Below are 26,931 nucleotides of genomic sequence, written 5' to 3' on the forward strand. Positions count from 1 at the left end.
TCAACTGTCGACGCAGACCTGCCTGAGCTGTTCGCCGTACGTGCTGACCGCCGGAGCCGTCAGCATGTCCTCATGCGTGCAGTCGACGAAGTACTCCGCGATATCGCCGACCACATAGGGGCGCCAGTTCTGTTCGGCGGACGACGTGGGAGCCGTTTTCCTGCGCAAGGCCGAGAAGATGACCATGTCACCGTCGAACAGGCCCGGCTCGTGAGTCTGATACAACGCCACATTGGTGTTTACATTTAGGACGGTCATGTCCAAAAGCGGTTTATAGCGGGAGAACTCGACGCCGGTCAGTTCCCGCACGAGTTCCTCGACCCGCTCATAGGTGAGAGGCTCGTCCGAGTCCTGCGCACCGATGCCCGCGAATCGCAGGATCTCCTCGAGGACGTCCTCCTCCTTGACGAGGCGGTTCGGGATGTTGGCGTCGTCCTCCGGCTGGGCGTCGAGAAGAATCAGCCGTCGGACGACGCATCCGCGTCGTTGCAGTTCGATGGCGATCTCATGGGCGACGACGCCGCCGAAGCACAGTCCGAGGAGGTCATACGGACCGGCGGGATGGACTTTCTGAATCCTGTCCGCATAGTTCTTCGCCATGTCGCGAATCGACTCGGGCCAGCTTTCGCCGCTGTCCAGGGTCTGTTGCACTCCGAGGATCGGACAGTCCAGATAGTTGCCCAACGTGGAGTAGGCCCAACTCATACCGGACCCCGGGTGAATGCAGAACAACGGCACGCCGGTGCCCTGCTTCAGCGGTTGAACCGGAATCACTTCCTGCACACCGATGGTGTCCGATTGCAGCCGCTCACTGAGGCTCATCACGGTGGGTGCTTCGAACACCGTGGGCACGGACAGATCGATGTTCAGTGCGGTCTTGATCGCCGCGATCAGACGCATCGCCGTCAGCGAGTCCCCGCCCAGGGCGAAGAAGTCATCATCGAGCCCCGCCCGCTCCACACCCAGCACATCGACAAACGCCTTGGCGACGGACTTTTCGATCGGGGTCTGCGGCTCTCGGAACGTCGCGGCGGCGAATACCGGCTCCGGCAGCGCCTTTCGGTCCACCTTTCCCGATGAGGTCAACGGGAACTCGTCGAGCACCACGATCTGGGTCGGCACCATGTACTCGGGCAACCGCGTGCTCAATTGCTGGCGAACCACGCTGATCTTGGTGTTGGTGGCCGGATCATTGGCCAGGCTGCCGCGGTCCCCGGCACCGTTGTGGGGCAGATAGATATCGGTGAGCGCCCCGCCGTGCTCGATCTCGGTCAACGCAATGAAGATCGCATCGACGGTGCCGGGCTCGGCACCCCAGGTGACCGCCACCCGATATCGGGTCGCCTCTCCGAGGCGGTGCAACTGCTCGGGTGTGACGGTGCCGTCGGGCGTCGAGGTGGAAGCCGCGGCGGCGGCTTCCCCAACGGACCGACCGGCGGCCAGGGCCTGTTCGATGCGCACATCGGCGAACACCCCGGCGCGGGGTATGGCACTGATGCGCACGATCGGTGGACGTTCCGACATGAGCCGGCTGTGCATCCCGCTCACACCCGCACAGTCGGTCCACGCCCACGTCGGCACCTCCGCCAGGCAGCGCACGGCCGCGGGCGTCTTGTGGATGACGACGTCATAGCGGTACCGCGTGAGCTCGTTGTCGGCCACACCGCGCTTGACCTGGATGTCCACCCCCGCCACCGAGGGCCGGCCGGCCGCCCAGGTGGTGAAAAACTCTGGCGCCAGGACCAATTCGTGCTCGTCCACGACGGCACGATGTGCCCGTTTACGAATCTCGTCGCCGTCCTCGGTAGTGGCGCACGCCAACGCGATGCCGGTCTGGAATGCGTCCTGCAACCCGAGGTTACGCACGTCGCCGACAAACACCGCGCCGCCGGGAGCCAGCAGTTCCACTGCCTTGTCCATGACCTCGGCCAGGTAGCCCGCACTCGGAAACTTCCCGACCACCGAGTTGAGGATGACGGTGTCGAAGTGCCCCTGCGGAAGTGCGCCGGTGACGTGCTCGGATTGCGTCAGGAGGTGCACCCGGTCCCGCCACGGTTGCCTCGCCACCGCCGCCTGCAACGTCTGGATGCGCGGCGCGACAAAGTCTGTCGCCCAGTATTCCTCGCACTCCGGGGCGATCTGGGACAGGATCTGCCCGGAGCCCACACCGATCTCGAGCACCCGCCGCGGCCGCAGCCCGAGGACGCGGTCCACCACCGCCGAACGCCATTCGGCCATCTCCGGCAAGGGAATCGGTTCCCCGGTGTAACTGCTGCGCCAACCCCGGAAGTCGCCGCCGAACTCCGACATCTCCAGTTCGGCGTCATACAACTCGTCACGGCTGCCGCGCCTCGGGTCGACGATGTCGGCTCCGTCGCCGACGAAGCTCGCCGCCTCCAGCGTCACGTAGGCAACCAGGTGGTCGGCGGTATCGCCACGGTGCACCGCCGCAGCGGCACGACTCACCTGCGAGCAGGCCAGCAGGGCGTTCTCGATCTCACCCAACTCCAGGCGTTGACCGCGCAGCTTCACCTGGGCATCGGCCCGGCCCAGGTAGTCCAGCAGTCCCACGGCGTTCCAGCGCACCAGGTCGCCGGTGCGGTACATCCGGGCCCCCGGCACACCGGTCAGGCCGGAAGGATCGGCCACGAACCGTTCCGCAGTCAGTTCCGGCCGGCCCACATAGCCGCGGGCCACCGCAGGCCCGGCCACATACAACTCCCCCACCAGGCCTACCGGAACCGGGTTCAACCGCGCATCGAGCACCAGCGCGCACACGCCGCGGATCGGGGCTCCGATACTCACCGGTTGTCCCGCCGACAGCGGCGCACAGGTGACCCACACCGTGGTTTCGGTGGGGCCGTAGCCGTTGAACATCCGCCGGCCCGGCGCCCAGGCAGCCACCAACTCAGCAGGCACGGCCTCACCCACCGCGATCACCGTGCCCAACCCGTCCAGCCGGGCACGGTCCAGCGTCGCCAGCACCGTCGGGGTCAACACCGCCGCGTCGACGCGCTGACCGGCGAGTATCTCGGTCAGTGCTTCACCGGCATACGAATCCGGAGGCGCCACCACCAGGGCGGAGCCCGAGGCCACCGCGAGCAACCACTCACCGACCGACGCATCGAAGGTGGGTGCGGAGACCATCAAGACCCGCGACCGGGAACCCAGTCCGAACATCTCCCGTTGCGCCGCCGCCCAACCGAGCAGACCGGCATGGCTGACCTCCACCCCCTTCGGGGTTCCGGTGGATCCCGACGTGAAGATCACGTACGCGGCATCATGAATGTCCAACGCCGCCAACCGATCCGCATCAGTGATCGGATCCGCGGGCCATCGGGACAGATCGAGGGCGTCGAAGCGCAGCACCGGACGCTGCCCGGCGCCACCGACAGCATCAACATCGCGACTCAGGACACAGACGGCGTCGACGGTGTCGAGCAGGGTCGCGATCCGCGCCTCCGGATGAGCCCGATCCACCGGGACGTACACGCCGCCGGCCTTGAGCACCGCCCACCATGCCACCACCAATTCGGCTGAGCGGCCCATCGCCACACCCACCGCGCGGTCCGGCCCCACCCCGGCATCGATCAACACCCTGGCCAACCGACTGGAGAGCTCATCCAGCTCGCGATACGTCAGGATCCGCTGCCCGTCGATGATCGCAGGAGCATCCGGATCCGTGGCGACGGCCGCGGCCAACAGCTGATCCCCCAACCCCACCGGGGCCGTCAAGTCAGCGCCGGACAACTCGTGCAGCACCAGTTCCCGCTCGTCGGGATCGAGCAGATCCACGTCGCCCACCACCACCGACGAATCGGCTACCACCGCCTCGAGCACCCGACCGAACCAACCCACGAACCGCTCGATCGTGGCGCGGTCGTACAGATCGGTCGCGTACATCACCATGCCGGCAGCCATCGGTGCACCCGAAGCTTCGTTGCGCACCTCGCTCAGATGGATGTCCAGGTCGAACTTGGCTGTGCTCGTATCTGCCTGCAACGCCTCGACACTGACCTCGTTGATCTCCAAGGCGTCGGGCCGCATGTTGTTCTGGAACACCATGAGTACCTGGAACAGCGGGTGGTGCGAGGTGGAGCGCACCGGGTTGAGCTGCTCCACCAGCAATTCGAACGGCACATCCTGATTGCTGTACGCATTCAGCGCCTTCTGGCGCACCTGTTCCACCACATCGGCGAACCGCAGGGCAGGGTTCACCCCGACCCGCATCACCAGGGTGTTGACGAAGAACCCGACCAACTCATCGAGCGCCTTGTCGGTTCGTCCCGCGATCGGGGTGCCGAGTGCGACATCCTCCCCGACCCCGGCCCGGTGCAGCACCACCGCCATCGCGGCCTGCAGCACCATCGACACCGTCGCATGACGCGCGTCGGCCAACGCCTTGACCCCTGCCCAGGTCTGCGGATCGATGTGCAGCGGCACCTCGTCGCCCCGATAGCTGGGCACCGGTGGACGGCGCCGGTCCGTCGGCAGCGACACCACCTCGGGCAGCTCCGCCAACTCGTGGCGCCAGTAGCCGAGCTGCGTGGCGAGCACGCTGTCGGGATCGGACTCCGAACCCAGCCACTCCTGTTGCCACAACGCGTAATCGGCGTACTGCACCGGTAACGGTTCCCATTCGGGGGCCCCTCCCCCGCACCGGCTGGCGTAGGCCAACCCCACGTCGCGCACCATCGGGGCCATCGACCAGCCGTCGAAAGCAATGTGATGCACCACAATCGCCAGTACGTGCAGCTCGGGACCCAGCGCGTAGATCTGCGCCCGAATCGGGATCTCGGTGGCCAGATCGAACCGATGTTCCACCAGGGCCATCAACTCGCGCGCCACGTCCGACTCCGACAGCGGCACCACTGCCGGGCCCCCACCTCGCCACATCCCGGCCTCGGCAGGCAGCACTTCCTGGAAGGCCACCCCGTCGGTGTCGGGGAAGACCGTACGCAGCGACTCGTGCCGGACGATCACATCGTCGAGCGCCTCGCCCAGCGCGTCCACATCCAACGGCCCGTTGATCCGCAACACGTTCGGCATGTTGTAGGTCGCGGCCCCACCCTCGAACCGGTTGAGGAACCACATCCGCTGTTGCGCATAGGACAGCGGAATACGTTGTGGCCGTGGCATTGCCTGCAGTGGAGGCCGGCTGGCCCGGCCCTGGTTCCGGTCGAGGTAACCGGCCAGGCTACCCACGGTGGGCGAATCGAAGAGGGACCGTACCGGCACATCGCGACCGAGAGCCGACTGCAGTCGGGCACACACCCGGGTGGCGATCAACGAATCGCCGCCGAGAGCGAAGAAGTCGTCATCGAGGCCGACCCGACCGAGGCCCAGCACCTCGGCGAAGGTCTCGGCAACAGTCTTCTCGGTCGGGGTCCGCGGCGCGCGGAACGCGGTAACGGTGAACACCGGTGCGGGCAGAGCCTTGCGGTCGATCTTGCCCGAGGACGTCACCGGGAGCTCGTCCAGCACCACGATCTGGGTCGGCACCATGTAGTCGGGCATCCGCGCACTCAACCACTGCCGCACCGCGCTGACCTTGCTGTTGGCATCGGGATCGTTGGCCAGGCTGCTGCGCTGCTGCACCCCGGACGCCGGCCGATACAGATCGGTGAGTGCTGTTGTGTAGCCGGGGTGGTCAGCCGATATGAACGTCGCCTCGACCGTGCCGGGCTCGGCACCCCAGGTGACCGCGACGCGGTACCCCGCCTGCTCACCCAACCGATACAACTGTTCGGGCGTAACGGCATCGGCGTCGGGTGGGGCATCCACCACCTGCCCTCCGGCAGCCAGGGCCTGCTCGATGCCCACATCGGCGATCACGCCGGCGCGGGGTATGGCACTGATGCGCACGATCGGTGGACGTTCCGATATGAGCCGGCTGTGCATCCCGCTCACACCCGCACAATCCGCCCACGCCCACACGGGTGCATCCGCCGGCGAGCACACCGCGGCCGGAGTCTTGTGGATGACGACGTCGTAGCGATACCGCGTCAACTCGTTGTCGGCTTCACCACGTTTGACTTCGATACCCAGGCCACTCACTGCCGCATGACCGTCCACCCAGGCCGTGAAAAACTCTGGAGCCAAAAGCAACTCAGGCTCACCGAGCACAGCCCGCTGAACCCGCTGCCGAACCTCGTCGGTATCGGCAGAGTCAACGTGCGCCAAGGCGATGGCAGTCTGGAAGGCGCCCTGCAGGCTGTGGTTGCGCACGTCGCCGAGGAACAACGCCCCACCGGGTGCCAGCAGTTCCATGGCCTTGTCCATCACGTCGGTCAGATATCCGGCGTTGGGGAAGTACTGGACCACCGAGTTGATGATGATCGTGTCGAAATGCCCCGCCGGCAAGCCGTCGACGACATCGGCCGGCTGCACCTGCAGCCGCACCCGGTCCCCCCACTGCTGCCCGGCCACGGCCCTCTGCAACGTCTGGATGGTCGGCGCGGAAAAGTCTGTGCCCCAATATTCTTCGGACTCGGGGGCCACCTGCGCGAGTATCAGGCCTGAACCGACACCGATCTCCAGCACCCGACGCGGGCGCAGAGCCAGGATCCGACTGACGGCCCCCGCCCGCCACTCCCGCATCTGATCGAGTGGAATCGGCTGCCCGGTGTAACTGCTGTTCCAACCACGGAAGTCGCTGCCGAACTCCTCCGCCTCGCCCCCGGCGTCATAGAGCTCGTCATACAGTTGCTGCCACTGATCGACAACCTCGGCCTCATGGTCGGCGGTGCTCGAGCGCTCCAGGCTGACGTAGGCGACCAGGTGATCGGCCGTGTCGGTGTGGTGCACCGCCGCCGCGGCCCGGCCGACCTGCGGGCAGGCCAACAGGGTGTTCTCGATCTCCCCCAACTCGATGCGCTGCCCGCGCAGCTTGACCTGGGCGTCGGCGCGCCCCAGATACTCGAGTGCCCCCCAGGCCGTCCAGCGCACCAGGTCGCCGCTGCGGTACATCCGCGACCCTGGCCCGCCAAAGGGGTTGGCCACGAATCGATCTGCGGTCAGGTCCGCCCGGCCCACGTAACCGCGCGCCACCGCCGGACCAGCCAGATACAGCTCGCCCACCACTCCGACGGGGGCCGCGTTCAGCCGCGCATCGAGTACCAGCGTGCGAACCCCGGTGATCGGGGTGCCGATGTCCACCGGTTGTCCCGCCGTCAGCGCCGGTGTGCAGCTGGCCCAGATGGTGATCTCGGTAGGCCCGTATCCGTTGTACATCAGCCGGCCCGGTGCCCAGGCGGCGACCAACTCCGCCGGCAAGGCCTCCCCGACCGTGATCACCGTCTTCAACCCGTCCAGCCGGGCCCGGTCCAGCGTCTCCAGCACCGTCGGCGTGAACACCGCCACATCGACGCGCTGATCCGCGATCACGGAAGTCAGTGCTTCGCCGGCGTAGGAATCAGGCGGTGCCACCACCAGCGCGGCAGCCATGTCCACGGCCAACAGCCACTCGTACACCGAGGCATCGAACGTCGGTGCGGCCACCGTCAACACCCGCGAATCCGCACGTATCGCGAAGCACTTTCGGTGGGCCGCCGCCACTCCCCACAGACCTGCGTGGCTGACCGCCACGCCCTTGGGAGTGCCCGTGGACCCCGAGGTGAAGATGACATAGGCGGCGGCATCGACAGTCAACGGCGCCAATCGGTCCGCATCGGTGATCGGGGCGGCACTGTGTCCCGACACGTCCAGGGTGTCGAGGCGCAACACCGGGCGGCTCCCGGTGCCCTCCAGGGTGTCCGCTCCACAGATCAGCACGCAGGAGGCCTCAGCGGTGTTGAGGACCGTGGCGATCCGCTCAGCCGGGTGCCCCGGATCCACGGGTACATAAGCCCCACCGGCCTTGAGCACCGCCCACCACGCCACAAGCAATTCGGCGCACCGGGCGACAGCCACACCCACCGTGCGTTCCGGGCCCACTCCGATCGCGATCAGCTCCCGCGCCAACCGGCTCGACGCCTCGTCCAGTTCGCGATACGACAGCTGGCGGGTACCGTCGACGATCGCCGGGGCATCCGGAGCGGCTGTGACCGCCGCAGCCAACAACTGGTCACCCAGACCCACGGCCGCATTGACCTCAGCGCCGGACCACCTGTACAGCATCTGGTCCCGCTCATCGGGGTCCAGCAGGCTCACGTCGCCCACCACCACCGACGAGTCGGCCACGACAGCCTCGACCACCCGCCCGAACCAAACCACGAACCGCTCGATGCTGGAACGGTCGTACAGATCCATCGCATAGGTCACCATGCCGGCGGCCATCGGCGCGTCCGGGTCCTCGCCGGGCACCTCCCGCAGGTCGATGTCCAAGTCGAACTTCGCGGTCCGGATATCGGCCGCCAGCCCCTCGACGGTGACTCCGTCGATGTCCAGAACCTCGGGGCGCTTGTTGTTCTGGAACACCAAGGCGGCCTGGAACAGTGGGTGATGCGACGTGGAACGCGCCGGGTTGAGTTGCTCGACCAACCGCTCGAACGGCACGTCCTGATTGCCGTAGGCATCCAGCGCCTTCTGCCGCACCTGCTCAAGTACCTCGCCGAAGCGCAGCCCGGACTTCACCCCGACCCGCAACACCCAGGTGTTGACGAAGAATCCGACCAACTCGTCGAGCGCCTGGTCCATCCGTCCGGCGATCGGGGTTCCCAGAGCCACGTCGTCACCGGCGCCGGCGCGGTGCAACACCACCGCCGTGACAGCCTGCAACACCATCGAGACTGTCGTATTGTGCGCTGCGGCAACCTCCTTGACCCCGGCCCACAGCTGCGGGTCGATGCTCAGGTCAACCGCCTCGCCACGGTAGGTGGGTGCCGGCGGACGGGGCCGATCCGCCGGCAACGACACCACCTCGGGCAGGTCCGCCAACTCGTGACGCCAGTAGTCCAGCTGACCGGCGATCACACTGTCGGGATCGGACTCCGAACCCAGCCACTCCTGTTGCCACAGAGTGTAATCCGCGTACTGCACCGGCAACGGCGCCCACTCGGGAGCCCGGCCGGTACTGCGGCCGGCATAGGCCACCCCCACGTCGCGCACCATCGGGGCCATCGACCAACCGTCGAAAGCGATGTGATGCAGCACGAGCGCCAGCACATACCGCTGCGGGCCCACCTCGTAGATCTGGGCCCGGATCGGAATCTCGGTGGCCAGATCGAACCGGTACGCGGCCAGCGCGGTGAGCGCGCCCATCACATCGGACTCCGGCAGCGGTATGACGGCCGGGCCACCACGCCGCCACATCCCCGCCTCGGCTGGCAACACCTTCTGGACGGCCACCCCGTCGGTGTCCGGGAAGACGGTCCGCAGCGCCTCGTGCCGGGCGATCACATCATCGATCGCGGCATCCAGCGCATCGACATCCAACGGTCCGTTGATCCGCAGCGCGGTCGGCATGTTGTAGGTCGCGGCCCCGTCCTCGAACCGGTTGAGGAACCACAACCGTTGCTGCGCATAGGAAAGCGGCACCGCCTCGGGCCGCTCTCTGGCTGCCAGCGGGGTACGGCGGCCCGACCCCTCGCCGATGTGTGGTGCCAGCTGGGCCACCGTCGGCGAATCGAAGATCGCACGGACCGCAAGCCCCGAATCCAGGCTCGTGTTGGCCGCGGCGATCACCCGCATCGCCAACAGCGAGTCACCCCCGAGATCGAAGAACGAATCATCGACCCCGACCCGTTCCAAACCCAATACCTGGGCGTAAATCCCGGCCAGGATCTCCTCGGTGGGACTGGACGGGGCCCGGTACCGGTCACCATCGGTGTACTCCGGTGCCGGCAGAGCTCGCTTGTCGAGCTTGCCGTTAACCGTCAACGGCAAGGCCTCGAGTACCACCACAGCCGTGGGGATCATGTAGCTCGGCAGCCGTTCGGCCAGCGCGGCGCGCGCCGCGGCCGGATCGACTGCCCCGGCGACCAATTCGGTGACATAGCCGACCAGACGCTTGTCACCCGGCCGGTCTTCACGGGCGATCACCACCGCCTGCTCCACCCCGGCCACCTCGGACAGCGCCACCCGCACTTCACCGAGTTCGATGCGGTACCCGCGGATCTTGACCTGCTCGTCAGCACGCCCGGCATACCGCAGTTGCCCGTCGGGCCCCCACGACGCCAGGTCCCCGGTGCGGTACATCCGTTGTCCTGATGACCCGTTGCCGGCGAACGGGCAGGCCACGAACCGCGATGCGCTCAGTCCGGGCCGACGCCAGTACCCGATGCCCTGGCCGGTGCCTGCCACATACAACTCCCCCACCACCCCGACCGGCGGCGGGCGCAGCCACTTGTCCAGCACGAAGAAACTGAGATGGGTCAGCGGCACCCCGACGGGACTGACCACGCTGGCGGTGTCAGCCTCGACGATCTCCCGGAACGAGGCGTGCACCGTCGTCTCGGTGGTTCCGTACAGGTTGAGCAGGCGCGGCGACCCCGCGGGATGGTTTGCCAGCCATGGCTCCAGGCGCTGAGGTTCGAGCGCCTCGCCGGCGAAGACCACGGTCTTGAGCTGGAGCTGCCGGCCCAGGTCGGGCTGCTGGGCCTCCGCTGCCTGGAGCGCATAGAACGCCGAGGGGGTCTGGCTGAGCACGGTGACCTCTTCGGTCACCAACAGCGCGAGTAGGTCCGCTGCCGAGCGGGTCACCTCCTCGGAGACCACCACCAACCGGCCACCGGCCAGGAGTGCGCCCCAGATCTCGAACACGGAAACGTCGAACGCATAGGAATGCCACTGCGACCACACACCGGCACGCTCGACATCGGCATCCAGCGACTCCAGCAGCTCGGTCACGTTGTGATGCGTGATCGCCACGCCCTTGGGCACACCGGTGGTGCCCGAGGTGTAGATCAGGTACGCCATGTCATCGGCGGCAGGCGCCGCATCCAGCGGCGCGCTGGGCTGGTCATCGATGCGGGAATCTTCGACGCCGATGACCACCAGGTCTGTGCACCCGGCCAACCGCGCGGCCAACCCACCTGTCACGAGTGCCACGGCAGGTGCGGCGTCAGTGAGCATGAACTCGACCCGTGCATCGGGATGCATCGGATCGATCGGCAGATACGCCGCACCAGACTTGAGCACCGCCAGAATCGACACGATCGCCTCAACCGACCGGTTCACCAACAACGCCACACACCGACCCGGACCCGCACCCTGAGCAACCAACAAGTGCGCCAACCGATTCGACGCCTCATCCAACTCCCGATACGACACCGAACGACCCGCAAACGACACCGCCACCGCATCCGGAACCCGCTCCACCTGTACCGCGAACAACGCCGGAATCGACGCAGAACCCGACACCGAGCGGGTCGCCGGCCGGTTCAGGGCTGCACGGTTGCTCCAATCATCGAGCTGGGAGTGCTCGCCCTCGTCGAGCAGGTCCATCGACGACAAGCGCCGGGTGAGATCCGCGGTCATGCCTGCCCCCCGGGTTCTGCGGTCAGCACCATGAGTACTCTCCTTAACCGCTCGACCAGCTTGTCGATGCTGGCGGCGTCGAAGACATCGGTTCTGAATTCCACTCCGCCACCGATACCGGCCGGCTCACCGTCGGGGGTCCACCGTTCGGACAGGGAGAACACCAAATCCATCCGGGCCGCATGGGTTTCGGCAGACAGCGGCGCGATCTGCACATCGCCCAGCGCGACATCGACCGCTGGGTCCCCGGCAAAGTTCTGCCACGCCAGGAGCACCTGCACCAGCGGATGACGCGCCAGCGACCGGGCCGGGTTGAGTCGCTCCACCAGCACGTCGAACGGCACATCCTGGTGGTCGAACGCCGACAGACTGCGCTGGCGTACCTGACTCAACAGTTCGTCGATGGTGGGGTCTCCCGACAGGTCCACCCGTAGCACCAACGTGTTGACGAAGAAACCGACCAACTCATCGAGCTGGGGCTCGCCGCGACCTGCTATCGCGATCCCAACCGCCACATCGGAACTGGCGCTCAGCTGCGACAGCAACACCGCCAGGGCGGCCTGCACCACCATGAAGCTGGTCGCGTTGTGCTCCCGAGCCGTCCGGGCCACCTGCTGCTGCAGCTGGGCCGGCCAGTCGACCGTCACGCTTGCCCCGCGGTAGTCCGCCACCGGCGGATAAGGCCGATCCGTCGGCAACTCCAGGCGCTCGGGCATCCCGGCGAGCGCCTCCTGCCAGTACGCCAACTGTCCGGAGATCACGCTGTCGGGATCCTCCTCGGATCCCAGCCAATCCTGTTGCCAGAGCGTGTAGTCGATGTACTGCACCGGCAGCGGTGCCCAGTCCGGGGCCTGACCGGCGCATCGGCCGGCGTACGCCACCCCGAGGTCGGCCACCAGCGGGGTCACCGACCAGCCGTCAGCGGCAATATGGTGCGCGACCGCCACCAATACGTGATCGTCGGGCCCCATACGGAAAAGCGTTGCCCGCAGCGGGATCTCAGTGGCCAGATCGAAGGTGTGGCACACCGCGGCGTGCACGGCCGCCGACAGCTGCTCGGCAGTCCATCCGGCCGCATCGACGATCTGCCAACCGAAGTCGGCCTGCTCGGCCGGCACGACCACCTGTCGGGGGATCCCCTCGACAGCCGGGAACAACGTGCGCAGGCCCTCCTGGCGGCCCACCACATCGGCCAGCGCCGCGCCCAGGGCCTCCACGTCCAACACCCCGGTGATCCGCAACGCGGTGGGCATGTTGTAGACCGGTGACGGCCCCTGCAACTGGTTGAAGAACCACAACCGTTGCTGCGCATAGGACAACGGCACCACTTCGGGCCGTTGTTGCGCCGTCAACGGGGTACGGCGGCCCGAACTCTCGCCGATCCGCGGCGCCAGCTCGGATACCGATGGGGCGTCGAACACCGCGCGGACCGCGAGGCCGGCATCGAGGCTCGTGTTGACCGCGGAGATCAGCCGCATCGCCGACAGCGAGTCACCGCCGAGGTCGAAGAACGAATCATCGACCCCGACCCGCTCCAACCCCAGCACCTGCGCATAGATTCCGGCGAGGATCTCCTCGACCGCGTTGGTCGGGGCGCGGTATCCGTCACCATCGGCGTAGTCCGGAGCCGGCAGGGCGCGCTTGTCGAGTTTGCCGTTGACGGTCAGCGGTAGCTGCTCGAGTGCGACGACCGCCGCGGGCACCATATAGCCGGGCAGCCGCTGCGCGAGCGCAGCGCGCACCTGCACCGGATCCGCGGCACCGGTGAGGTAACCGACCAGACGCTTGTCACCCGGACGGTCCTCACGGGCGATCACCACCGCCTGCTCCACGCCGTCCAGATCCGCCAGAGCGGTCTGTATCTCACCCAACTCGATCCGGTAGCCACGGATCTTGACCTGCTCATCGGCGCGCCCGGCATAACGCAACTCACCGGCGGTGTCCCAGGACACCAGATCGCCGGTGCGGTACATCCGTCGTCCTGACGACCCGTTGCCGGCGAACGGGCAGGCCACGAACCGCGCGGCGGTCAAACCACCGCGGCGCACATATCCGACGCCCAGACCTGTTCCGGCCACATACAATTCACCCACCACGCCCGGGGGTACCGGACGCAACCACTTGTCCAGCACGAAGAACCCGAGATGCGCGAGCGGAACACCGATCGGACTCACCGCCCTGCCGATGTCACCGTCGAAGATCTCCCGGAACGAGGCGTGCACGGTCGTCTCGGTGATCCCGTACATGTTGATCATCCGTGGTGTCCCGGCGGGATGGCTGGACAGCCACGGCTCGAGCCGCTGAGGTTCGAGTGCCTCACCACCGAACACCACGGTCTCGAGCTTGAGCTGCCGGCCCAGGTCGGGCTGCTGAGTGTCAGCGACCTGAAGGGCGTAGAACGCGGACGGGGTCTGACTGAGCACGGTGACCTGCTCGGTCGCCAACAGCGCGTGCAGTTCCTGCGGCGAGCGGGTTACGTCCTCGGGAACCACCACCAGCCGGCCGCCGGCCAGCAGCGGGCCCCAGAGCTCCCACACCGAGTAATCGAAGGCATAGGAGTGGCATTGCGACCACACACCGGCACGCTCGACATCGGCATCCAGCGACTCCAGCAGTTCGGTCACGTTGTGATGCGTGATCGCCACGCCCTTGGGCACACCGGTGGTGCCTGAGGTGTAGATCAGGTACGCGATGTCATCGGAGGCCGGCTCCGGCAGCTTTGTGGCCGGGTAGATCTCGATGCGGGGGTCGTCGACATCGATGACCGGCACATCGCGCCCGTGCAGTCGGTCGGCCAAGCCCGCCGAGGTGATCGCCATGATCGGGGCGGCGTCAGTGAGCATGAACTCGACCCGCGCATCGGGATGCATCGGATCGATCGGCAGATACGCCGCACCAGACTTGAGCACCGCCAGAATCGACACGATCGCCTCAACCGACCGGTTCACCAACAACGCCACACACCGACCCGGACCCGCACCCTGAGCAACCAACAAGTGCGCCAACCGATTCGACGCCTCATCCAACTCCCGATACGACACCGAACGACCCGCAAACGACACCGCCACCGCATCCGGAACCCGCTCCACCTGTACCGCGAACAACGCCGGAATCGACGCAGAACCCGACACCGACCGGGCCAACACCGCGCGGTTGCCCAGCTCCCCGAGTCGCGAGCGTTCGCCTTCGTCGAGCAGGTCCACCGAGGACACCGTGCGGGCCGGGTCGGCGGTCACCGCGGCCAGCACCCGCCGCAACCGATCGATCAGGATGTGGATGCTTGCGGTGTCGAACACATCGGTGCGGAACTCCACCATCCCGGAGATCCCCGCATGCTCACCGTCGGATGTCCAACGCTCGGACAGAGACAGAGCCAAATCCATTCGGGCCGTGTGAGTTTCCGCCGCAATCGGGCTGACCTGCACATCGCCCAACGTCAGTCCGGCGGCCGGATCGCTGTGCTGCCACGGCAGGTTCTGCCAGGCCAGCATGACCTGTACCAGCGGGTGGTGGGTCAGGCTGCGGGTCGGATTGACCCGATCGACCAACACTTCGAAGGGCACATCCTGATGCTCATAGGCGCCCAGCGCGCGCCGACGCACCTGCGTCAACAGGTCGGCCACGGTGGGATCCCCGGCCAGGTCGACCCGTAGTACCAGCGTGTTGACGAAGAAGCCGACCAGTTCATCGAGTTCGGGCTCACCGCGACCGGCGATGGTGATTCCGACGGCCACATCCGAGCTGGCGCTCAGTTGCGACAGCAGGACGGCCAACGCGGTCTGCACCACCATGAAGCTGGTGACGTTGTGTTCACGGGCGACCCGGGCGACCTGCTGCTGCAGCTGTGCCGGCCATTCCACCAGCACGCTGGCCCCACGGTAGTCCGCCACCGGCGGGTACGGCCGGTCCGTCGGCAACTCCAGACGCTCGGGGAGCCCGGCGAGTTCCTGCTCCCAGTAGGCCAACTGCTCGGTGATCCGGCTGTCGGTGTCCTCCAGATCACCGAGCTGTGCACGCTGCCACAGCGTGTAGTCCACGTACTGCACGGGCAGCGGCTCCCAATCGGGAGCCCGTCCCGAGGTTCGGCTGGCGTAGGCAGCCCCGAGATTCGCCACCAACGGTGCCACCGACCAGCCGTCAGCGGCAATATGGTGCACCACCGCCACCAGCACATGCTCGTCGGCACGGGTGCGGAACAGAGTGGCCCGCAACGGAATTTCGTGCCCCAGGTCGAAACTGCGACGGGCAGCCGCGCCGATGGCGTCATCGAGCTGGTCCGCCGACCATCCACCGGCATCGACGATCTGCCAACCGAAATCGGCCTGCTCGGCGGGCACCACGACCTGCCGGGAAACCCCGTCGACCGACTGGAACATCGTGCGCAGGCTCTCCTGTCGACCCACCACATCGGCCAGCGCCGCTCCGAGGGCATCGGCATCGAGGTGGCCGTTCAGCCGAAGCCCCACGGCCATGTTGTAGATCGGCGACGGCCCCTGCAGCTGTTCGAGGAACCACAGGCGCTGTTGGGCGTAGGACAACGGGATGCGTTGCGGGCGGGTCAGCACCTGAATCGGTGGCCGGGCCGCCCGCCCCTGGTTGCGGTCCAGGTAGTCGGCCAGGCGTCCGACGGCGGGAGCGTCGAAGAGGTACCGCACCGGAACGTCCCTGCCCAGTGCCGACTGCAACCGTGCGCACACCCGGGTGGCGATCAACGAGTCACCGCCGAGGGCGAAGAAGTCGTCATCGAGGCCCACCCGGTCCAGGCCGAGCACCTCGGTGAAGACCTCGGCGACGGTCTTCTCGGTCGGAGTCTGTGGAGCCCGGAACACCGTGGCGGCAAACACCGGCTCCGGCAAGCCTTTACGGTCGATCTTGCCGGACGTGGTCAGCGGGAACTCCTCGAGCACCACGATCTGGCTCGGCACCATGTACTCGGGCAACCGTGCACCCAACCACTGCCGTACCGCGCTGACTTTGCTGTTGGTGTCGGGATCGTTGGCGTAGGTGCTGCGCTGCCGGGACTCGGCCGCAGGCAGGTACAGGTCGGTCAGCACCCGACGGTGCCCCCGTCGGGTGGTGTCGATGAAGACCGCGTCGACGGTGCCGGGTTCCGCACCCCACGTCACCGCGACCTGATAGCCGTCGTCCTCGCCGAGCCGGTACAACTGTTCCGGGGTCACCGCGTCATCGGGGGTGGGGAGGGCTTCACCCGCCGACCTGCCGGCGGCCAGGGCCTGTTCGATGGCGACATCGGCGATCACCCCGCCGCGCGGAATCGCGGCGACCCGCACGGCCGCCGGACGTTGCGTCGTCAATTCGGTGTGCAACCCGATCAGGCCCGCACAGTGCTCCCACATCCACACCGGCGCACCGGCGAGCGAGCACATCGCCGTCGGCGTCTTGTGGACGACGACGTCGTAGCGGTACCGGCTCAACTCGTTGTCGGCCATACCGCGCTTGACTTCGATGCCCACCCCGGCCGTTGCGCCGTTCCCGGCCGCCCAGTTGGTGAAGAACTCAGGAGCCAAGAGCAACTCGGGCTCACCGAGCACCGCGCGCTGCACCTTCTGGCGGATCTCGTCGGTGTCGGCATCCGCATCGCTGCGGGCGAGCGCGATTCCGGTCTGGAATGCGCCCTGCAGGCTGTGGTTGCGCACGTCGCCGATGAACAGGGCACCCCCGGGCGCCAACAGTTCCACGGCCTTGTCCATCACCTCGGTCAGATATCCGGCGTTGGGGAAGTACTGGACGACCGAGTTGATGATGATCGTGTCGAAGTGGCCCAGCGGCAATCCATCGATCACGTCGGCCGGCTGCGCCTGCAGCCGCACCCGATCGCCCCACGGCTGGCCGGCGACGGCCACCTGCAGCTTCGCGATGGTCGGTGCGGAAAAGTCTGTGCCCCAATACTCCACGGATTGGGGGGCCACCTTCGCCAGCATGAGGCCCGAGCCGACACCGATCTCCAGCACCCGCCGCGGTTTCAGGCCGAGGATGCGATCCACGGCCGTCGCACGCCATTCGGCCATCTCCGGCAAGGGGATCGGCTGCCCGGTGTAGCTGCTGTTCCAACCTCGGAAGTCACTGCCGAACTCGACCACCTCGAGATCAGCGTCATACAGCTCGTCATAGATCTGCTGCCACTGATCGACGACTTCCGCCTCGTGATCGGCGGTGCTCGTGTGATCCAGGCTGACGTAGGCAACGAGATGATCAGCGGCCTCGCTGTGGAAGACGGTGGCGGCGGCCCGGGCAACCTGGGGGCAGGCCAGCAGGGTGTTCTCGATCTCCCCTAGTTCCAGCCGCTGGCCGCGCAGTTTGATCTGCGCGTCGGCCCGGCCCAGGTACTCGAGGCTTCCCGCCGGGGTCCAGCGCACCAGGTCTCCGGTGCGATACATGCGGGTTCCGGGAGCTCCAAAGGGGTTGGCCACGAACCGGTCCGCCGTCAGGTCGGGCCGGCCGACATAACCGCGAGCCACCCCCGGGCCGGCCAGATACAGCTCACCGACCACCCCTACCGGTGCGGGGTGCATCCGCGCATCCAGCACCTGTGCACACACACCCGCGATCGGGGCGCCGATCCGCACGGGTTCTCCGGATCTGAGCGCACTCCAGATCGACCAGATGGTGACCTCGGTCGGTCCGTAGGCGTTGAACATCGCCCGTCCGGGTGCCCACGCCGCCACCAGCTCCGCAGGGCACGCCTCGCCACCCGTGACCAGGGTGGTCAACCCGTCCAGTCGGGTCCGGTCCAGCGTCGCCACCACCGTCGGGGTGATCAACGCGGCATCAACGCGCTGATCCTCGATCACGGCGGTCAATGCTTCTCCGGCATAGGAATCCGGCGCTGCCACCACCAGCGCGGCGCCGGAGGACACCGCCCACAGCCACTCGAACACCGAGGCATCGAACGTCGGTGCGGCCACCATCAGCACCCGCGCGCCCGGGGGCACCCCCCACAATTCGCGATGTGCCGCGGCTTCACCCTGCAGACCCGCATGGCTGATCGCCACGCCCTTGGGCGTCCCGGTGGAGCCGGACGTGAAGATCACGTAGGCGGCATCGTCGATATCCAACGGCGCCAACCGATCCACGTCGGTGATCGGCTCGGACGACCAGCCCGACAGATCGATATCATCGGTCCGCAGCACGGGTCGTGTCCCGGCGCCGGACAGCGTGTCGGTGTCGCGAGTCAGCACACACACGGCGTCGACGGTGTCGAACACCGCGGCGATCCGCTCAGCCGGATGCGACCGATCCACCGGCACATACACCCCACCCGCCTTGAGCACCGCCCACCACGCCACTACCAACTCAGCACAGCGGCCCATCGCCACGCCCACCGCACGCTCCGGACCCACCCCCGCACCGATCAACACCCGAGCCAACCGGTTCGACACCTCATCCAGCTCCCGATACGACAACACCCGCTGCCCATCGACAACCGCCACACCATCCGGATCCGCCGCCACCGCCGCCGCCAACAACTCCGAACCCAACCCGACCGGAGCGCCCACACCCGAACCAGACCAGTTCTGCAACACCAGATCCCGCTCGGCAGGATCCAGCAGACCCACCTCACCCACCACGACTGACGAGTCCGCCACAACAACCTCAAGCACCCGACCGAACCAACCCACCAACCGCTCGATACTGGACCGGTCGTACAAATCCGTGGCATAGGTGACCATCCCGGCAGCACCTTCGCCGGGCACATCACGCAGATCGATGTCCAGATCCCATTTGGCGGTGTGGGTTTCGGCCACCAGTGCCTCGACCTCGGCACCGGCCAGGGCAACGTCCGGGCGCACGTTGTTCTGGAACACCATCGCGACCTGGAAGAGCGGGTGGTGCGAGGTGGAGCGCGTCGGGTTGAGCCGCTCCACGAGCCGCTCGAAGGGCACGTCCTGGTTGCTGTAGGCGTCCAGCGCCTTCTGGCGCACCTGCTCCACCACATCGCTGAAGCGCAGCCCCGAACCGACCCTCACGCGCAGCACCCAGGTGTTGACGAAGAACCCGACCAACTCATCGAGCGCGGCGTCGGTCCGCCCGGCGATCGGGGTGCCCAGCGCCACGTCCTCGCCGACGCCGGCCCGCTGCAACACCACCGCCATCGCGGCCTGCAACACCATCGACACCGTCGCGTTGTGCGCCGCGGCAACCGCCTTGACCCCGGCCCACAGTTCCTGGTCGATGTGTATCGGTACCCGGTCGCCGTGGTAGCTGGGTACCGGCGGACGCGGCCGGTCGGCCGGCAACGACACCACCTCGGGCAGGTCGGCCAACTCCCGGCGCCAGTACCCCAACTGCGCGGCGATCACGCTGTCGGGATCGGACTCCGAACCCAGCCACTCCTGCTGCCACAGTGTGTAATCCGCGTACTGCACCGGCAACGGCGCCCACTCGGGAGCCTGTCCGGCACACCGGCTCGCGTAAGCCACTCCGACATCCCGCACCATCGGGGCCATCGACCAGCCGTCAAATACGATGTGATGCAAGACGATCGCCAGCAGGTACTGCTCGTGACCCATCTGATAGATCTGGGCCCGGATCGGGATCTCGGCCGACAGGTCGAAGCGGTACCCCGCCAACGCCACCAGCTCGGAGGCGGCATCGGTCTCCGACACCGACACCACCGCAGGACCACCACGGCGCCACAACCCCGCCTCGGCGGGCAACACCTTCTGGAAAGCGACCCCGTCGATGTCGGGGAAGACGGTACGCAGCGACTCATGTCGGGCGATCACATCGTCCAGGGCTGCACCCAGCGCCTCGACGTCGAGCGCACCGTTGATCCGGAACGCCGTCGGCATGTTGTAGGTCGCGGCCCCGTCCTCGAACCGGTTGAGGAACCACAACCGGCTCTGCGCAAACGACAACGGGACGACCGCGGGACGTTCGCCGGCCACCAAAGCCTTTCGCGTGTTGGAGCCCTCACCGATCCGGGGGGCCAACTCCGCCACCGTGGGCGCATCGAACAACGTCCGCACCGCCAGCCCGGAATCCAGACTGGTGTTGATCGCCGCGATCACCCGCATCGCCAGCAGTGAGTCACCGCCGAGATCGAAGAACGAGTCGTCCACCCCGACCCGCTCCAACCCCAGCACCTGGGCATAGATGCCGACCAGGATCTCTTCGGTAGGGCCGGACGGGCCACGGTACAGGGCGGCGCCCTGGTACTCGGGTATCGGCAGGGCCCGCGCATCCAACTTGCCGCTGACGGTCAACGGCAGTGCGTCGAGCAACACCACTGCGGCCGGCACCATGTAGCTCGGCAACCGCTGCGTCAACGCGGCCCGTGCCTGGACCGGATCCGCCGTACCCGTGATGTAGGCGACGAGCCGCTTGTCACCGGGACGGTCCTCACGAGCGAGGACCACCGCCTGCTGCACCCCGGCCACTTCAGACAGGGCAGCGCGCACTTCACCGAGTTCGATGCGGTATCCGCGGATCTTCACCTGTTCATCGGCGCGGCCCAGGTACCGCAACTGCCCATCGGGGCCCCAGGAGACCAGATCGCCGGTGCGATACATGCGGGTTCCGGCCCCGCCGAACGGACACGCGAGGAATCGGGACCCGGTCAACCCCGGGCGGCGCAGGTAGCCCACACCCACACCCCGGCCGGCCACATACAGCTCGCCGATCACCCCGGGAGGCACCGGGCACAGCCGCTGATCCAGCACGAACAACGCCGCCGTCGATACCGGCGCACCGATCGGGACGACGTTGGGCCCATCTCCCCGGATCTTCTCCAAAGGCGCACTCATCGACGCATAGATCGTCGCCTCGGTGGGGCCGTAGGCGTTGATCACGACGCGCCCCGGTGCCCACTGGTCCACCACATCGGCGGGGCAGTCCTCACCACCCAGCAGCAACGCCACCGAATCCAAGCCCTCGGGCGAGAGCGCGGCCACCGCCGACGGGGTCTGAGTCAGCACATTGACCCGTTCGGACACCAGGAGGGCATGGAAATCGTTCGGCGATGCGGTCACCGCTTCGGGCACCACCACCAACCGGCCACCGGTCAGCAACGCGGCCCAGATCTCCCACACCGAGAAGTCGAACGCGTACGAGTGGCACTGCGTCCACACCTGTTCCACCGGTAGGGAGGCGGGCATCGAGTCGGCGACGTGAGCCAGGTTGCGGTGCGTGACCGCCACACCCTTCGGGGTGCCGGTGGTCCCCGAGGTGTAGATGAGGTAGGCGAGGTCGTCAGGAGTGGGCAACCCCGGCGACGACCTCGCCGTGTCCGGGCCGGCTGACAGCCGGGGATCATCGATATCGAGGGTCGCCACATCAGACCCGTCCAGCCGCTGCGCCAACCCGCCCGTGGTGAGCACGAGGACCGGAGCCGCATCGGCCAGCATGAACTGCATCCGCTCGTCGGGCACCACCGGGTCGATCGCCAGATACGCCGCTCCGGCCTTGAGCGCCGCCAGCATCGCCACGACCGCTCGTGCTGAACGATCGAGTAGCAACGCCACCGCGTCACCGGACGTCACCCCGGCAGCAATCAGCGCGTGCGCCAATCGATTTGATTCGACGTCGAGCTCCCGGTAGGTCAGCGCACAGCCTTCGAAACTCACTGCGACCGCATCGGGGGCCCGAACCACCTGGGCGGCGAACAACGCCGGGATCGACATTGCCGCATCCGTCTGGTTCAGTACGGCCTGATTGCCGACCTGATCCAGTTGGGAATGTTCATCTTGATCGAGCACGTCGACCGACGACACCACCCGCGACGGATCAGCGGTGAACGCCACCAGTACCCGTTGCAGGCGTTCGACCAGGGTTTCGACGCTGGTGGCGTCGAAGACATCGGTGCGGAACTCCACCACCCCGGAGATGCCGGCCGGCTCGCCCTCGGGGGTCCACTGCTCAGCCAGCGAGAACGCCAGGTCCATACGGGCAGTATTTGTTTCAGACGACAGCGGCGTGATTCGCAGGTCACCCAACGTCAGGTCAGCCGCCGGATCCCCACCAAAGTTCTGCCAAGCCAGCATGACCTGGATCAAGGGGTGGTGCGTCAGGCTGCGGGTCGGGTTGAGCCGGTCCACCAGCGCCTCGAAGGGCACATCCTGATGCTCGTAGGCACCCAGGGCCCGCTGGCGCACCTGCGCCAGCAGGTCGGCCACGGTGGGATCTCCGGCGATGTCCACCCGCAGGACCAGCGTGTTGACGAAGAATCCGACCAACTCGTCGAGCGCCGACTCACCACGGCCGGCAATCGGGAATCCCACGGCCACATCAGAACTGGAGCTGTGCTTCGACAACAGCACCGCCAATGCGGCCTGCACCACCATGAAGCTGGTGACGTTGTGTTCGCGAGCCACCCGGGCGACCTGCTGCTGCAACTGCGCCGGCCAGTCCACCGCCACGCTGGAACCGCGGTAGTCCGCGGTCGGCGGGTACGGCCGATCCGTCGGCAACTCCAAGCGCTCGGGAAGCCCGGCCAACTCCTGCTCCCAATACGCGAGCTGACCGGCGATCACACTGTCGGGATCGGACTCCACACCCAGCCAATCCTGTTGCCACAACGTGTAGTCGGCGTACTGCACCGGCAACGGCATCCAATCGGGGGCCTGCCCGGCGACGCGACTGGTATAGGCCATGCCCAGGTCCGCCACAAACGGTGTCACCGACCAGCCGTCGGCAGCGATATGGTGCACCACCGTCACCAGCACATGTTCATCCTCGGAAACACGGAACAGCGTTGCCCGCAACGGAATCTCGGTGGACAGATCGAAGCTGTGGCATACCACCGCGCTGACGGCTTCCTCCAGCCGGTCTGCCGGCCAATCACCGGCGGCGACGACCCGCCAACCGAAATCGGCCTGCTCTGCCGGTACCACCACCTGCCGCGGCACACCATCGGCCGCGACGATCAGCGTCCGCAGGCTCTCCTGCCGGGCGATGACATCAGCCAGAGACGCGCCCAACGCATCCGCATCCAGACTCCCCGTCAACCGCAGACCCACGGCCATGTTGTAGATGGGCGACGGCCCCTGCAACTGATCGAGGAACCACATACGCTTCTGTGCGTAGGACAGTGGAATGACTTCGGGGCGTTCACCGGCGACCAATGGTGCGCGCCGGTCGGCACTCTCACCGACGCGAGGTGCCAACTGGGCCACCGTCGGTGCATCGAACAAGGTGCGCACGGCAAGCCCGGCATCCAGGCTGGTGTTGACCGCCGCGACGAGGCGCATCGCCGACAGGGAATCGCCGCCGAGGTCGAAGAACGAGTCATCCACCCCCACCCGATCCAACCCCAGCACCTGAGCGAAGATGCCGGCCAGGATCTCCTCGACCGCGTTGGTCGGGGCGCGATACCCGTCACCGACGTATTCGGGTGCCGGCAGGGCCCGCTTGTCCAACTTGCCGTTGACCGTCAACGGCAACTGCTCCAGCGCCACGACCGCCGCGGGCACCATATAACTCGGCAACCGCTGCGCCAACACAGCCCGCACCTGCACCGGATCCGCAACACCGGTCAGATAAGCCACCAGACGCTTCTCACCCGGACGGTCCTCACGGGCGATCACCACCGCCTGATCGACCCCATCCACACCAGCCAAAACCGTTTGAATCTCGCCCAACTCGATCCGATACCCACGAATCTTGACCTGCTCATCAGCCCGCCCGGCATACCGCAACTGCCCATCAGGACCCCACGACACCAGATCCCCGGTCCGATACATCCGCTGGCCCGACGACCCGTTGCCCGCAAACGGACACGCCACGAACCGCGACGCACTCAACCCCGGACGGCGCACATAACCCACACCCACACCCCGGCCAGCCACATACAACTCACCCACCACACCGGGCGGCACCGGGCGCAACCACCGATCCAACACGAACAACGCCGCACCCGGCACGGGGAACCCGATCGGCACCACCGACGAACCCACCTCGAGCGGACCACTGACTGTGGCATATACCGTCGTCTCCGTCGGCCCGTAGCCGTTGATCATCACCCGGCCCGGCGCCCACCGATCCACCACATCCACCGGACACGCCTCGGCAGCCACCATCAACGTCGATACCGATTCCAAACCCTCCGGCGCCAACATCCCCACCGCAGAAGGAGTTTGACTCAGCACTGTCACCCGCTGCTCAACCAGAAGCGAATGTAGATCCTCAGCCGAACGCGTCACCTGCTCCGGGACCACCACCAAGCGGCCACCATGCAGCAGAGCCCCCCAGATCTCCCACACCGAATAATCGAACGCCAACGACGAACACGCAGCCCACACCTGGCCCGGACCCATCTCGACACCGACGTCAAGACCATCGAAAAGCCGCGTCACATTCCGATGCGCAACGGCCACACCCTTCGGTACACCCGTCGTCCCCGACGTATAGATCACGTGCGCAACATCATCGGCATCCGGAACCGGCAACGGAGTGCTGGGCTGGCGATCAATCCGTGGATCGTCCACATCGATGACCGCGACACCACACCCACGAACCCGCTCAGCCAACTCCGCACTGGTCAACACCACAATCGGTTTGGCATCACCCAACATGAACTCGACACGCCCATCCGGCACCACCGGATCAACCGGCAGATAGGCCGCACCGGACTTCAAGACTCCCAGAATCGCCACAACCGCAGACGCCGACCGATCCGACAACAGCGCCACACATTCGCCCGGACCCGCGCCCTGGGCGACCAACAGGTGCGCCAACCGATTCGAGGCCTCATCCAGCTCCCGATAGGACATTGAACGACCGTCGAAGCTGATCGCCACCGCGTCTGGGGCCTGCGCCACCCGCGCCGCGAACAATCCCGGAATCGAGTCCTCGACCACCGCCCGCGCCAGTACCGCCCGGTGCCCCAACTCGTCCAGCCGCACCAGTTCGGCGACAACCAGCAGGTCGACCGCAGACAACCGCTGCGTGGTGTCGGCCGTGATCGCCACCAGCACCCGCTGCAGCCGGTCGATCAGAGTCTGAATACTGGCGTCGTCGAACACGTCGGTGCGGAACTCCACCATCCCGGCGATACCGGTGGGTGCACCCGTGCTGTTGTAGTGCTCAGCCAGTGAGAACACCAAATCTGTCCTGGCAGTCTGGGTTTCGGCCTCCAGCGGGGTGGCCTCGACGTCACCCAACGCCAGTCCGGCGGCCGGATCGCTGTGCCGCCACGGCAGGTTCTGCCAGGTCAACAGGACCTGCACCAGCGGGTGGTGGGTGAGACTGCGGGTCGGATTGAGCCGGTCCACCAACACTTCGAAGGGCACATCCTGATGCTCATAGGCACCCAGGGCGCGCCGGCGCACCTGCGCCAGCAGGCCGGCCACCGTCGGATCTCCGGTCAGATCGACCCGCAGGACAAGTGTGTTGACGAAGAATCCCACCAGCTCGTCGAGGGCCGACTCGCCACGACCGGCCGTCGCGATCCCAACCGCCACATCGGTGCTACCGCTGTGCTCGGACAACAGCACGGCCAGCGCGGCCTGCACCACCATGAAGCTGGTGACGTTGTGTTCCCTTGCGACCCGGGCGATCTGCTGCTGCAACTCGGCCGGCCAGTCGACCGCCACGCTGGCGCCCCGGTAGTCTGCGACGGGTGGATATGGCCGGTCCGTCGGCAACTCCAGACGTTCGGGAAGGCCCGCCAGCGCATCCTCCCAGTAGGCCACCTGCTCTGAGATCACGCTGTCGGGATCAGAGTCCGAACCCAGCCACTCCTGCTGCCACAACGTGTAGTCCACGTACTGCACCGGCAGCGGCGCCCAGATCGGTGCCCTGCCCCCGCACCGGCTCGAATAGGCCACACTCAGATCCGCCACCAGCGGAGCCACCGACCAGCCGTCGGCGGCGATGTGGTGCACGACTGCCGCCATCACGTGCTCGTCGGCACTGATTCGGAACAGCCTGGCCCGCAACGGAATTTCTTTCGTCAGGTCGAAGCTGTACCGCGCTGTCGCACCGATGGCCTCATTCAGCCGATCGCCTGACCACAGGCCGGCGTCGACCACTTCCCAGCCGAAGTCAACCTGCCCCGCGGGCACCACAAGCTGTCGTGGGACACCGTCGACCGCGGTGAACAGCGTGCGCAGGCTTTCCTGACGAGCGATGACATCGATGAAGGCCGAACCCAGCGCGTCGGCGTCCAGTCGCCCCCGAAGTCGCAGCGCGACAGCCATGTTGTAGATCGGCGAGGGACCCTGCAGCTGTTCCAGGAACCACAACCGTTGTTGGGCATACGACAACGGCAGGACCTCGGGACGAGGTTGCACGCTCAACGGCGGGCGAGCCGCGCTGTCCCGATGCCGGTCCAGGTAGTCGGCGAGCCCTCCGACGGTGGGCTCATCGAACAGGTACCGCACCGGCACATCCCAACCGAGCGACGACTGCAGCCTCGCGCTGACGCGAATCGCGATCAACGAATCGCCGCCGAGGGCGAAGAAATCATCATCGAGGCCGGCCCTGCCGAGCCCCAGCACCTCGGTGAACACCTCGGCGACGATCTTCTCGGTCTGGGTCTGCGGGGCCCGGAAG

At 66.9% G+C, this 26,931-nt stretch carries 2 protein-coding genes (1 of these 2 running past the window's edge); both read right to left on the bottom strand.

Going from position 1 to position 26,931, the window contains the following annotated elements:
• A complete protein-coding gene (locus ACZYZ7_RS29080) occupies window positions 1-11,418 on the bottom strand; it encodes an amino acid adenylation domain-containing protein (RefSeq protein ID WP_463742335.1) in 11,418 nt (3,805 codons plus the stop codon).
• Window positions 11,415-26,931: the 3' portion of a non-ribosomal peptide synthase/polyketide synthase gene (locus ACZYZ7_RS29085; protein ID WP_463742336.1), read on the bottom strand. Its footprint extends 7,250 nt past the window's final position; the window shows 15,517 of its 22,767 coding nt (coding positions 7,251-22,767); its start codon lies beyond the right edge, outside the window — the gene reads right to left on this strand; its stop codon occupies window positions 11,415-11,417. The genes ACZYZ7_RS29080 and ACZYZ7_RS29085 overlap by 4 nt, the downstream gene beginning before the upstream one ends.

It is taken from the genome of Mycobacterium sp. IDUB_17, assembly GCF_055419465.1.